Here is a 13,148-nt window from a genome sequence, read left to right as displayed (position 1 = left end):
AAACAAGGCCAACATGGGATCGTGCCTATCTAGGGTCATATCTTCCTGCCAAGCGAGTTCCGCTGCAATCGCGGTATCAAAGCGTACGCAAACGTGAAGAGCGGGCTCAGCCACAGGAAAGTTGCATAAGGTGCGTACTCGATGACCGGTACTCCAAGGGTCGTGGCAAAAAAAGCACCGCTGACGCCCCATGGAATTAAAGGGTTAACCAGCGTTCCACAATCCTCCAATGTGCGTGACAGCGTCTTGGCCGGTATGTTTCGGCGAGTATATTCCTCCTTGAACATTTGACCGGGCAAAAGGATCGATAAATACTGCTCGCCCGTCATGCCGTTAACCGCGATGGAAGATGCACCCGTCATCACGACCACGCTGCTGCTGCGCTTCAGCGGCTGCAGGACTTGACGGAAGAAGGCTTCGATGACGCCGCAATGCTGAAGCAGCCCTCCCAAGGATAATGCAATCAAGATTAGCGATACGGACCACATCATGGATTGCAATCCGCCGCGGTTGACAATGGAAGCAACGGTTTCGTTGGCAACCGTGCTCTTGTAGCCGCTCTGCATCACGCTGAACCAGACATCGACGGCTGCCTGCTGCTGAACGAAGGCCGTCACGATCAGTCCGGTTACAATGCCTGCGATGAGTGTCGGCAGGATCGGCATGCGCTTGACGGAACAGGCGATAACGGCAAGCGGCGACATCAACGTCAGCCAATGAATATGGAATCCGTCATGAAGCGCCGCCTTGATTAGATTTATCGAGGACAAATCCAGCGCGTTACTTGTGGGCGCAAGCAGGAAAAAGACCGTTGTCACCACAAGGGCCGGCACTGTCGTGTAGATCATATTGCCGATATGGGTGAATAAGGATATGCCGGCGACCGCGGGAGCAAAGTTCGTGGTGTCGGAGAGCGGCGACATTTTGTCACCGAAGCAAGCGCCGCAGACCACCGCTCCGGCTGCCAGCGTCGGAGAAATTCCTGTCGTTACCGCGATTCCCATAAAGGCAACGCCAACCGTACTGACTGTCGTGAAGGAGCTTCCGGTGAACATCGAGACCACGATGGTCACATATAATGCGCTCACGGCAAAATAATGCGGTTCGATATAATCCATGCCATAGTATAAAATGGTCGGTACCGTGCCGCTCATCATCCATACTGCAATCAAAATGCCGATGAGCGAAAGAATGAGAATCGGCATAATCGCCGTTTGAATTCCTTGAATGATGGCGGATTCGAGCTGCTTCCAGGAAAACCCGAACAAACGCAGCAAGGCCGCCGTACCGACGGTGGTTGCCAAGAGCGGAAGATGCGGCTCTGCTTTCAGCAAAAAGATGGAGACAAACAGCAGCGCCAGAATAAACGCGATAAGAATGATGCTTTTTGAGAAACTGAGATGACGTTCCATGATGCTAAGACTCCTTATCCATTGTCGTGGCGGGAGAAACCTCCCGTCCATTGATGATGAATGTTTGACTTTTTCGCTTTTATGCTTTTCGGCTTTTTGGCTGCTTTGCATTGAAGCGCAGAGTAACACTATAAACGATAAGGGCGGACGCCGTCAATGTAGGAATCATGAACAATCACCAAAAAAAGACGACTGCTTGCTGCAGTCGTCTTTTATCATATATAGGATGTATCGTTATTTCGCTTGAATGTAACCTTCCGCTTTCAACAGTTCCGCAATCAGAACGGCTCCGCCGGCTGCACCGCGCAGCGTATTATGCGAGAGGCCCACGAATTTATAATCGTAGAGGGAATCCTCGCGCAATCTGCCAACCGAAACGCCCATTCCGCGCTCAATGTCGCGATCCAGCTTCGTCTGCGGCCGGTTCTCTTCTTCGAAATACGTAATGAATTGCTTAGGCGCACTAGGGAGTTCCAGCTCTTGCGGCCTGCCTATAAACTGCTGCCAGCGATCCAGGATTTCCTCCTTCGAGGGCTTGTTCTCGAACGATGCAAATACGGTAGCTAAATGGCCATCGGTTACGGGAACGCGTATGCATTGCGTCGTAATCAATGGGGATTCAGCTTTCACGATCTCCCCGTTCACAACGCTGCCCCAGATGCGAAGCGGCTCCTGCTCGCTCTTCTCTTCCTCGCCGCCGATATACGGAATCACGTTGTCCAGCATATCCGGCCAATCGGTGAAGTTCTTGCCGGCCCCGGATATTGCCTGGTAAGTGGAAGCAACGACATTCGTAGGTTTGAAATCAAGCAAAGCGTGCAGCGCCGGCACATAACTTTGAATGGAACAATTCGGCTTCACCGCAATGAACCCGGTTGTTGTTCCCAGACGTTTGCGCTGTGCGGCAATCACGTCGATATGACCCGGATTGATTTCCGGAATGACCATCGGAACGTCAGGCGTCCAGCGATGGGCGGAGTTGTTGGAGATGACGGGCGTGCCCGTTTTGGCATAGGCCTCTTCCAATGCCTGAATCTCGTTCTTCTTCATGTCGACCGCGCAGAATACGAAGTCAACCTCTGCGGCAACCTGTTCCACCTGCGATGCATCCTGAACGACAATGCCTTTCACCTGCTCGGGGATCGGTGTAGCCAGCTTCCAGCGGCCCTGTACCGATTCTTCATACGTTTTGCCGGCCGAATTGCGGCTGGCTGCAATGGTGGTCACTTCGAACCATGGATGCCCATCCAGCAATTGCATAAAACGTTGTCCCACCATTCCTGTTCCACCGACTATACCCACTCTAAGTTTTTGTGACATTCGCTACTCATATCCTTTCAATAATGGCGTCATGTTCCCCATACATCGATGTACCGTACGGACAAAAGCATGCAATAAATAAGCTACTACAAGATAATTATTCAATCCGGCAAGATCCGTGTAGGTTTCCCGCCTTGTACCTTCGTATTTCTTTAGATATAAGAAAAGTTTACTTTCTCAGAAGACGGACCGCTTATATCAGACCGTTACTTACGATATACGAACGGCAAGCCACTGATGCCTAACCTTTTGGATCACTTAACAAAAAAATCCCACCCCCAAGACCGTAAGTCTCAGGGACGAGATTGTTATACTCGCGGTACCACCCCAAATTTGCCAATATGTCACCATATTCGCCTCATCGAGTACGGCATTACACTGGAATGCAGATACTCTAGCTCTGTAACAGGAGCTCCTGGCACACCATCCCCCTCCGTTGAGAGTTCCTTGTGCTGCTCAGAGTCTTTTTTCAATAAAGAACGCTTTGCCCCTTTTCAGCTGCCGGAGCTCTCTGTACAAGAATTCGTTTATTTACTCGTCTCGTCATCGCATTTGTTATGATTATTATATATAAAACCATTTCGTCGGTAAACCATATTTATAAAATTTTCACGAGAATGATCAAGATGGTTAAGACCTGTTCCTGTCGTGACACCTACTCGGCATAACCGATTTCCCCGTTAATCACCGTCATTCTGACCTTCGCCTCCAGCAGCTCGTCCGGCTCCATCCCATCATGCAAGCAGCGATCCACTACCGTGAAATCGGCATATTTGCCCAATTCCAGTGTTCCTCGTTGATCCGCTTCTCCCGCTGCCCCCGCGCTGCCGAGCGTAAACAGCCCGAGCGCTTCCGTCAGGCTGAGCTTCTCCTCCGGCAAATAGCCTGCGTGATTCTCCTCCGGCTTGCGTCTGGTAATGGCAGCATGAATCCCGAGCAGCGGATTCAGCGGCTCTATGGGAGCGTCGCTGCCGCCGGAACAAGGCAGCCCCGAACGCAGCCACTTCTTCCATGCATACAAACAGCTTGTCCGATCAGGACCTACGCGCTCCAGCACCCATGGAAAATCGCTGGGCACAAACCGAGGCTGCAGGTCCACGGCCAGCTTCAGCTTGCTCATTCGTTTAACTGTATCGGGGTGTACAATTTGGGCATGAATGAAGCGGTCGGGAAGCTTCGCAGCTCTGCTCAGCGGAAGGATTTCAAGCACATCCGTCATCATCTCTGCCGCGCCGTCACCGATCGCATGAAAAGCAACGGGATAACCCAGCCTGCGCGCCTTGCCAACAATCTCCCTTAGCTCCTCTGGCGTATGCATGGCCAGCCCGCGGGTATGCGGCGCATCATGGTAAGGCTCCTTGAGCAGCGCCGTTCTTCCTCCAACCGCCCCGTCCGCGAACAATTTAACCGCTCCGATGCGATTCCATTCGTTCCCGCTGCCTGCCTTGACGCCGAGCTCCTCCATTTCATCAAGAAAGCCATGGAACATCAGCTGATGGGTACGGAAGCGCAGTCCCTCCTCGCGCAGTTCACGATGGATCCGCTGCATCGCTTCCACGCTGCCCAGCAGGCGGAGGTCTTCCGTATGCGCTGCCGTCAGGCCGAGCCGAAGGGCATCACGGCATGCCAGAAGCATCGCAGCTTTCAGCTTGGACGGGTCAGGCTCCGGCTGGACCATGGTAAAAGGCACCGAAGCATTCTCGTAAATGCAGCCGTTCAACCGGCCATCGGCATCCCGGCCGAAAGCGCCGGACTCCGGATCGGGCGTGTCTGCAGTGATCCCCGCTCTTCGAAACGCTTCCGAATTACCGAGGAAAGCATGGAAACAGGTTCTCGTCAGATATACAGGATGCTCCGTAGTGATGTCGTCAAGCTCCATCATATTCGGGATTACCGGGTCCGGAAAATGGTTCTCGTTCCAATTCAGCCCCATGATCCACTCCCCAGGCGGCGTTACCGCAGCCCGAGCTCGCAGCATAGCCAGCATCTCGTCTTTCGAAGCCGCCTCGGTGAAGTCCAGCATGCCCAGCTTGAGTCCGTGCATGCCGAGATGCATATGGGCATCCACCAGGCCTGGCAGCACGAAAGCCCCCTCCCAATCCACCGTTCGATAATCCCGTCCCGATAACTGCAGGCGCAGCTCAGCCGCACTTCCCATGGCACGAATGATGCCGTCTTCTACATATATCGAATCCGCAGTCGTTGCAGCGTGCGGTGAATAAAGAAGACCGTTTGTAAAAAGGACAGGTTCCATGTGTCTGATTCCTCCGGATTTTTCCCAACATTATACCAAACATGCCTTCAGCTCGTCAGCCGGCGCCGCCCCAAGGCAACCCTCCCCAAAATGAAACAGGCGGTCCCAAACGGGACTGCCTGTCCAAGCTTAATTGATTTTGGTGAAAGCCCACTTCTGCGCATCCGTGCCATTGTCCGTCCATTGCTGAACGGCAGCCCCGTCCGCGGTGGAGGCACTGGCTACATCGACTGCAAGCCCGCTCGCTTTGGACACAAGTTTATAATAACCGCCTCCAACATCAATGATCCTCCATCGCTGTGCATCCGTACCATTATCATTCCATTGCTGCAGCTGAACGCCGGTGGAAGTGGACGAATTCGGCACGTCGAGAACTTTGCCGCTATGCACGGCCGTGAGTTTGTAGTATCCGTCTCCCGTGCTTTCCACCCGGAACCTTTGGTTATTGGCGACGTAGTTGGTCCACTGCTGGATTTTGGCGCCGCTGACCGTGGACACATCCACGACATCCATCACTTTGCCGCTCGCCTTGGAAGCGATCGTATAAATCCCGTCGCTGATGACATTCGATGCACCCGTGTCTTGGTACACGCGTACGTAATCCACCAGCATCTGCGATGGGAACGGCGTGGAATTGTTCGGACTACCCGGCCAATTTCCGCCAACCGCCAAATTCAGCAATAAGAAGAACGGACGCTGGAATTCCTCGGTATTGCCCGTTCCGTTCTCAATATAAAATTCATTGAACTGCTGACCGTCCACAAACCAGCGGATGTATTTAGAATCCCACTCAATGCTGTAAACATGGAACTGCGAAAAATCCAGATTGCCGGATACCCGACCGAATTCGGCGTGACCTCCTGCATCCCAGTGAACGGTACCGTTCACGTATGGATTCAGATTTACCCGTTCCATAATGTCGATCTCTCCGCTCTTCGGCCAGCCGACCGTGCTGATGTTGCTTCCGAGCATCCAAAACGCCGGCCACAAACCTTGGCCCGACGGCAGCTTGATTCGAGCCTCCACTTTCCCGTAAGTAAAGCTCTTCAAATCCTGGGTTTTGATCCGGGCAGAGGTGTAATTCATCCCGCCATAGGATTCCTTCTGCGCCGTAATGACAAGGTTACCGCCGGAGACCTGCAGGTTCTGTGCGCGATCGGTATAATACTGCAGCTCATTGTTTCCCCATCCCCCGCTGCCGGTACCGATTTCCGGCGTCCAATTGGATCTGTTGAGCGAGGTCCCGTTAAACTCGTCACTCCATATCAAATTCCAGTTCGGCGCCGCATTGGTTTTGTTCACAGGCAATAGAACGACCAGAAGACTAAACAGCAGAACTACACATATTAATTTTCTTAGCATCATGTTCCCTCCTATTTTCATCGGATTCAGGTTTCATGGATACCTCGTGTGCCAGCATCGTGCGGACCGTCTACTGAAGCTTCGTATCACCTCTCTTTCTCGTTCTCTTGTCTTGCCTTAAACCAATCTATGATGGAAGATTCACTTGTTGTTCTCCTATAAAACACCGTAAATAATGCGCTTACATTTCCATTATATTCCTGTTGTATGCCACTATCAACCTAAATTTATATTATTTTACATTCGTCTTTTTATTTCTTTCATTAAATTCCTTACGCTTCTCTCCATATCAAAAAGCCGGCTGCTAGAGCCGGCTTCTGACACTTCCCTATTTCCTCGTACAAATTCTAACTTATTCACGACATATCATGAGTTTATTCCCATCGGGATCCTTCACGACGAACCAATGGTTGTGCTCGATTTCCGTCACGAGTTCCACGCCGAGCTTCTTCATATATTCCAAAGAACCTTCCAGGTCCTCTGTCATCAGCATGAAGGCGGGAGTATCGATTGACGGTGCTCCCTCGGGCTGATCTCCTCCCCACTTCGGCATCGTATCCAGAATCACGCCCGTACCTTCCATGGGCAAAGGACATAAATGTCCGTTCATAATCTGGCAATCAGCCTCTGGTATGCCCAGCACGCGGCAGTACCAGCTACGCGACGCTTCGATATTCCGTACCGGAATGAAGATGCTGCCCACCTTGTTCTTAATGGGGCTTGCCTGTGTATGGTTGTCCGTATTCTGCATGGATTCGTTCATGGTTTTTCCTCCCTGGATCATCTTTAGCACGCGTGGTGCCTTAAACGGTCGATACCCTTCCGGCAGCTCTTTTCCGACAGGCCATCTGCTCATGAGCTCCCTCCATTCTTATATCTGCTGCTTGATTTTAACCGGAACATAACACTTCGCTGGGATCATTCCATCATCTGACGCTCCCTCCAGGTCGTAACTGGCATACCACCGGCGTTCTGGATCCGGCGTAAACTCGCTTGAAGCATCGAGCCATCGATAAATTCGATGAAGTACGCCTGTCATCGTGCCATAAGCACCTGATTCCAGGCAGGCATAGGTACCTCCTTCCAACTCAACCTGCACGTCCTTATCTTCAAGGGATGGAAGGAACTCCTCCGGAGGAACTATATAAACCTCGTAGGCGGAGCTTTCCTCCAGCAGACTGTCGTCACAGCGCATGAATACGCGAATACGCGAGTCACCCCTAAACCCGTTACGCGATAACCAAGCAATCGAAGCTTCATCCGCTCGTTCCACGCAGTCCGGCCCCTTTCTGCGAAAGGCTATCGCCTTAAGCGTAGACAACTCCACAATTTCGATCCTTCCCATCAACTTGCTTCGTTCCACGGGAAGGTAAAGCTTCATGCGAACGATTTGATTCTTGTTCAGTACATATTCTTCCATGAAATGATGCTTTCCTTGCTCAAACACACTGCGGGGCAGCCATTCGGAGAACAAACGGTTCCATGTGTTTTGAATGCAGTCTTCCGCCACCGATGGCGTTCGGACCACTGCATACAGCCCGCCATCAAGAACGATGGCTTGCAGTTCCGGATGATTCATCATCCGGGCCCGCTCCTTCACGTCAACAGCGAGCAATTGATATCCGAACGGCTTGCTTTCATCCTCCAGATCCACGTTCCAACCGAAGAGCCTCAGCTCATGGATATCGATATGGTGAGAAGACATAAGCGTCCGGAAATAATCGATCGCCGCGGTTTCTATCCCTTTCTCATGCTCTGCAGCAAACAGACAACCGATCCCTTTCCGGGGAAGCAAACGGGTAATCCTTACTTCAGGAAAGCGTTCAGAGGCATCCCGCTCTCCCATGAATGTTATCCGTTCATTCAGGTTCATCCGTTCAAAACTGTAGACCAGCCGAGCTTTCCGGTATGCTCCTGGAGTTAGACCTGTGCACCTTTTGAAGGTTTTCATAAATGCCGGGTAGGACTCAAATCCACAGCGGTACCCGATATCGATGGTCGGCAGGTCGGTATTGCGCAAACAGCTGGCGGCTTCGCTGATCCTGCGTTTTCGTATGTACTCCTTGACGGGGTGTCCCGTTATACTGTGAAACAATCGATAGAGATTCGGCAATGACATGGCTGCCACGCCGGCAATTTCCTCGAGTGCCAGCGGTTCCGTGAGATGATCTTCGACAAAATCAATGGCGCGTTGAACGATTTCACCGGTCTGCATTTCTTGTCCTTTCTCTCACTTATGATTGTAGCTTCCTATGAAGACATCATACCAAATTTCAGCGAAGGCGAACTGTACTTTTTTATCAAAAATTCGATCTCGTCATGGCAAAATCAAAAAAGCAGTCTCTTCATTGACAGCAAGAGAACTGCTTTCCATTCAAATTGTTAACTTGGTCGGCTTGCTTGGAGATGCCGCTCCCGTAGATCGCCATAAGTGCGACGGGGCCCTTCTTCCAGTGAATGTTTAGCCCCATGAGAAGAAAGTGAAGATTGCCTTTTTTAACTCGAGAAAGAGCCCATCCTTCATCCATCAACCTGTGACTCTCGGCTTCGTCGGATCGCAGTTCGGGCTCTGTACTTCGCCCAGAGCAGCCAGCTTGGACAGATAATAGCATTCTTCCCGATACATATGATCCGGCATCAGCGGATTGATCCGGTCCAGCACTTCCCCGCGCAGCTCAAGCTCCTCGAGTTCCGACAGAAAGTGCATGAACACTCTCATTTCCAGGTTTACATCGGCATGAAATTTGCGCAGGGCGGGAAAATCCTTCAGGCGGGTCCGCAGGTACCCTGTCATTTCAACAGCCTTCAGATAAAACCCTTCAAAATCTTTCTGGAACGCCATGCTTTTGGCAATCAACGGCTTTTCGGCAAAATCCAGATCCGCGGCCAGACTTGCCGCATGACCAAAGGCATCCTGCAGCCAGACCATATCGTAATGCAAAGGATGGAACAGCGGCACTCCCTTCCCCTCTTGCAAGGCCTGCAAAATTCGCAGGTATTCCTCCAATTCATTTACCATGTGGTTGACGAAGGACGGGGTCAGGAGAAAATCTATGGTGCCTGCAAGCTGCCGTTCTAATAAATTCAACTTAAATTCGCGCAATTCTTGCGAAGCATGAAGGGCTTCTTCGTTCAGTTTAGCGATGAATGCGGATGCATCCGGTCGACGAGATTCACTGAGGAGCCTATCAAATCTGGTCATTAAGGATTCTGCGGTAGCGATGTCCGCTTTTTCCTTAGGCGACAGCGCAGTAAAAATAAACCGGCAGTGGTCCCCAAGAATCTGCAGCCAAAACCGGTGCTCATACAATGGATCACTCATTGGCCTTGCCTCCTCCGGCAGCTTTATTCTCAGAAAATATATGCAGCTGCCGTGGGAGTAGAACGATTGACGACTCCAGCCGGAGCAATCGCTTGCCTTCGATTAGAATACCGACAATTTACGGGATCATCTTAACGTTCACGATTAACCATATAGTTCAATAGATGCTTGAGAAACGCCGTATTGCGCGGCATTTCCTGCAGCGCCTCCATCGCCTGGCAATAATGATCCCACATTTCCCGGCTGGCCCCTTCCTGCCCCAGAATGCTCACGAAGGTCGAGGTGTTGTTCTCCGCATCCTGTCCCCCGGGTTTGCCAAGCTGTTCCACGTTTCCCTGCACATCCAGCAAATCATCCTGAATCTGAAAAGCAATGCCTGCGTGGTAAGCAAATTTCTTCAGGATTGCGATTTCCGTTTCCTTCACCTGAGCCAGAATGGCGGGCATAACCAGCGATGCCTCGAACGCGATCCCCGTCTTGTAGTAACAAACCGTATTCAACTGCTCCAACGACAAGGCCTTCCCTTTTGAATTCAAATCCATCGCCTGGCCGGAACACATATCTCCCGCTCGCTGGGACGAATAGCGTATCAGCTTCAACACCGTTTTCGGGTCAAACCCTTCCAGGGAGGACTGCTCTTCGATCGCCTTCTGTATCAGGAACAACCCGGTAATTTCCGCCGTGGCGCTATCGTGAACCTGATGCAAGGTCGGCCGCCCTCTACGAGTAGAGGCGTTATCCTGGGAAGGCAAATCATCGAATATCAAGGAAGCGGTGTGCATGTATTCAAGCGATCTCAGCAGCGGCACGATGGCTGTTGCCTGCAGTCCATATTCCTTCACGGCCATTACCCAAGTCAGTATGGGTCTCAGGCGCTTGCCATCCCCTTCGAGCGAATAATTGGCCGCATCGATCAGCGACTCTTTCATCGGCGGTATGCCGGGAGTCTTGTCGATTTGCAAATGTTGGTTAATCTCATCTCGAACGGATTTAAACGTATCGATAAAATAATCCTTCTCTTTCCGCTCGTTTCTAAGTACGGTAACCATCTGATCACGCAGCAATTTATCAAGGAAATCCACCTGATCGGCTTTGGAAACCATGTGCTGGATAAGACGATTGAATTCCGGGTTCCCGGAAGCGAAAATATCCATAATTTCATTGTATTTCTCGGTGCCGACGCGTTCTTTGCAGCGCTTCAGTCCATTGATGGCCCGGTCGAGCATCACCTCTCGCGTCTTGGCGTCCGAATGGTACACGTTATGAATCAGGTGGGAAATCACCGCCCAGTATAATTCAAAAGGATTGATGAGGTCCTGGCGTTGTCCGCGATATTTTAGATAGTAAGTGTAAGGTGTTACCGCCCCGTCATTCAAGTCTTGAAACATATCGGCAAAATCATCGGCCAACTGGTTGTAAATCCCATAATAGAACGTTCGGTCCTCGAAGCCTCCATCCGCCGCAGCGCTTATAACAGAACGGACAATCAATCGCGAGGAAGAGGATTTCAGGATGATCGGCAGATATAATTCTTCATTGGTATAATCGGGATTCGCAAGGTCCTTGATGCGGTCAATATGCTGGGAATGAAAAAACACGTTGGACTGCTCGAAAAAAGTTTGCTGCGTTTCCGGGCGCTGCCGCCCTTGAATATACTCGAATGCATCCCGGAGCTCCTGATGCACGAAATGAACGAGCTCCATGTTTTTACCGCTCCACTGGCCAAGTTCCGGTACTTTCCCGGTAAGCAGGGCCTGCCGTATCATGTGGGAGTACTGTTCCTTCTCCTGGGCGTTCAAGACCCCTGAATCGAGCAGATCGTCTATGAAAGGATAGGTTAATCCGTAGGAATAACCCAGCCGGATCGCATCGTCAAGACGCGCTGAGCGTTCAGCTGGCGATGTTTCGCCATTCAAATCTTCCATAACATGCATGACAACCCCGACGATAATTTTGATTAATTTGCGCTGGGCTTGCTCTGCATCCATCTTGTCCGGGATATGGGAGGCTACATGCTTCAGTTTGTTGATGACCCAAATCACGGCTGTTTCAATGCCTTCCTTCTGCGCCCAACGGTACAATCCCGCCAGACTCATAAAATCCGGCGTGTCTCCCTCTTTTGCTCCGTTTGAGCGAACCAGAAGTTTTCGGGTATTCGCAACAACGCGTCGTATTCTCTCTTTCGTATCAGGGGAATCCAGCGCCATGCCCAGATCCCTCATATAAATATAGGAAATGCTTCGATCCAAATAATCATCCAATTCGCCTGTATAGTTGAGCCATCCGATGTATCTATGATAATCCCGGTTATCCGGCTTTTTCTTCGCCGGCAATATAGAGGACAGCCATGATTGACGTTGAACATGCTTTCTTTTCCATATTAGAATGTCTTCTGTCAGGATAGGCACATAACTCTTATCCTTTACCTGTACATGGAGCGATGCAAAATACTGAGCAGCCTTCTGCTCAGCCTGCCGATATCCCGTATCGGCGTAATCTGTATATGCCACATTCATATGATGGAATCCCTCAACTTCTTTAAATGTTAAACATGCATCCATGTTTATAACCTTTATACGCAGAAGTTTCAATCGGGTTACATTTCAGTTACAGTTACAGGGAATCATCCATAGACTGAAGCCAACGCCCCATGGCCTCCGACACTTCGTCCAGCTGCTCGGCCTCGGTGATGGCGGGTTCATGGTCTCCTTTTTGCATACCGTAAGCTCCGAATTGCCCGTGATTTCCGCCCTCAATCTCTACATAGGTGGTAGCGTCCGGTAGATTCTTTTGGGCAGCCTCCCATTTCGTTCGATCAAGAACGCCGTCCTGCGTACCGGTGATCTGAAGCGCGGACAGGTTTAATCCGTTCAGATTGCCCCCATCGTCAGCGTATGAGGCCATGAAATAGACCCCTTCAATGACATCCGCATGTTCCTTGGCATATCTCGCGGCAAAAACGCCGCCTAAGGAATGTCCGCCGATGACATATCGGTTGTCTGGATGCTCCGCTATGAAGGAATCCGCCTTGTTCTGTCCGAATATGGCGAGATTCAGCGGCATGGAGGCAACATACACGCGATGCCCTTTCTCTGCCATTCTCTTGGCAAAAGGCGCGTAACTTTCGGGCTCCACCAATCCGCCCGGATAAAAAATAATGTCGGGCTGAATCATCTGCCCGTTTACGGGCTCGAAGCGATAGCCGTCTTGGATGCGTTCAACCGCTACCCTCGTGTCGCTTTGAAATACCGCTTTCGCTTCATCCAGCGGCTCGTAAGTAAGTGAATCCAGTATGGCAAGACCCACGATGATAATGATGGCTAAGATGGACAATATCCAAACGAATGGCCTGATCCATCTTTTGCTCCTCGGTTTATGGGTTTGCTTCATGTCTATCACGGTCCCTTCAATCCAAATATGATGTCATTTCAAATTATACCGCAGGGTTAATTAAATTCCTACGCGCCTGTTCGGAAAT

The 13,148-nt window shown here is 51.0% G+C and carries 9 protein-coding genes and 1 other annotated feature; all 9 genes read right to left on the bottom strand.

What is annotated here, in order from left to right; all coding sequences use genetic code 11:
* Nucleotides 1–35 precede the first annotated feature (35 nt).
* Entirely contained in the window at nucleotides 36–1,412 is a 1,377-nt protein-coding gene (gene nhaC, locus GYMC10_RS13385; protein ID WP_015734944.1) for a Na+/H+ antiporter NhaC, read from the bottom strand.
* 234 nt (nucleotides 1,413–1,646) lie between these two features.
* On the bottom strand, nucleotides 1,647–2,732 hold the full coding sequence (gene asd, locus GYMC10_RS13380; RefSeq protein WP_015734943.1) for an aspartate-semialdehyde dehydrogenase: 1,086 nt from the start codon (nucleotides 2,730–2,732) through the stop codon (nucleotides 1,647–1,649).
* A gap of 292 nt (nucleotides 2,733–3,024) precedes the next feature.
* Nucleotides 3,025–3,288: a binding site (T-box leader), on the bottom strand.
* A 99-nt stretch (nucleotides 3,289–3,387) separates the two neighbouring features.
* Entirely contained in the window at nucleotides 3,388–4,986 is a 1,599-nt protein-coding gene (locus GYMC10_RS13375) for an amidohydrolase (protein WP_015734942.1), read from the bottom strand.
* 129 nt (nucleotides 4,987–5,115) lie between these two features.
* Entirely contained in the window at nucleotides 5,116–6,351 is a 1,236-nt protein-coding gene (locus tag GYMC10_RS13370; RefSeq protein ID WP_261979709.1) for an RICIN domain-containing protein, read from the bottom strand.
* Nucleotides 6,352–6,700: 349 nt separating this feature from the next.
* Nucleotides 6,701–7,204, bottom strand: coding sequence for a VOC family protein (locus GYMC10_RS13365; protein WP_249732698.1), 504 nt, complete (start codon nucleotides 7,202–7,204; stop codon nucleotides 6,701–6,703).
* Nucleotides 7,205–7,219: 15 nt separating this feature from the next.
* A complete protein-coding gene (locus tag GYMC10_RS13360) occupies nucleotides 7,220–8,563 on the bottom strand; it encodes a GyrI-like domain-containing protein (protein WP_015734939.1) in 1,344 nt (447 codons plus the stop codon).
* Between the two features lie 312 nt (nucleotides 8,564–8,875).
* Nucleotides 8,876–9,670 carry a DUF2935 domain-containing protein gene (locus tag GYMC10_RS13350; protein ID WP_015734937.1) on the bottom strand — a complete coding sequence of 265 codons (795 nt, stop codon included), beginning with the start codon at nucleotides 9,668–9,670 and terminating at the stop codon, nucleotides 8,876–8,878.
* A 131-nt stretch (nucleotides 9,671–9,801) separates the two neighbouring features.
* The gene (locus GYMC10_RS13345; protein WP_015734936.1) at nucleotides 9,802–12,186 is read right to left on the bottom strand and encodes a polyprenyl synthetase family protein; all 2,385 of its coding nucleotides are present in this window, start codon (nucleotides 12,184–12,186) and stop codon (nucleotides 9,802–9,804) included.
* Nucleotides 12,187–12,283: 97 nt separating this feature from the next.
* The gene (locus GYMC10_RS13340; protein ID WP_015734935.1) at nucleotides 12,284–13,060 is read right to left on the bottom strand and encodes an alpha/beta hydrolase; all 777 of its coding nucleotides are present in this window, start codon (nucleotides 13,058–13,060) and stop codon (nucleotides 12,284–12,286) included.
* Nucleotides 13,061–13,148 lie beyond the last annotated feature (88 nt).

It is taken from the genome of Paenibacillus sp. Y412MC10, from assembly GCF_000024685.1.
GTDB lineage: Bacteria > Bacillota > Bacilli > Paenibacillales > Paenibacillaceae > Paenibacillus_AQ > Paenibacillus_AQ lautus_A.
Note: the sequence above shows the minus strand (reverse complement) of the source record. Positions and strands in the feature narration are given on the sequence as shown.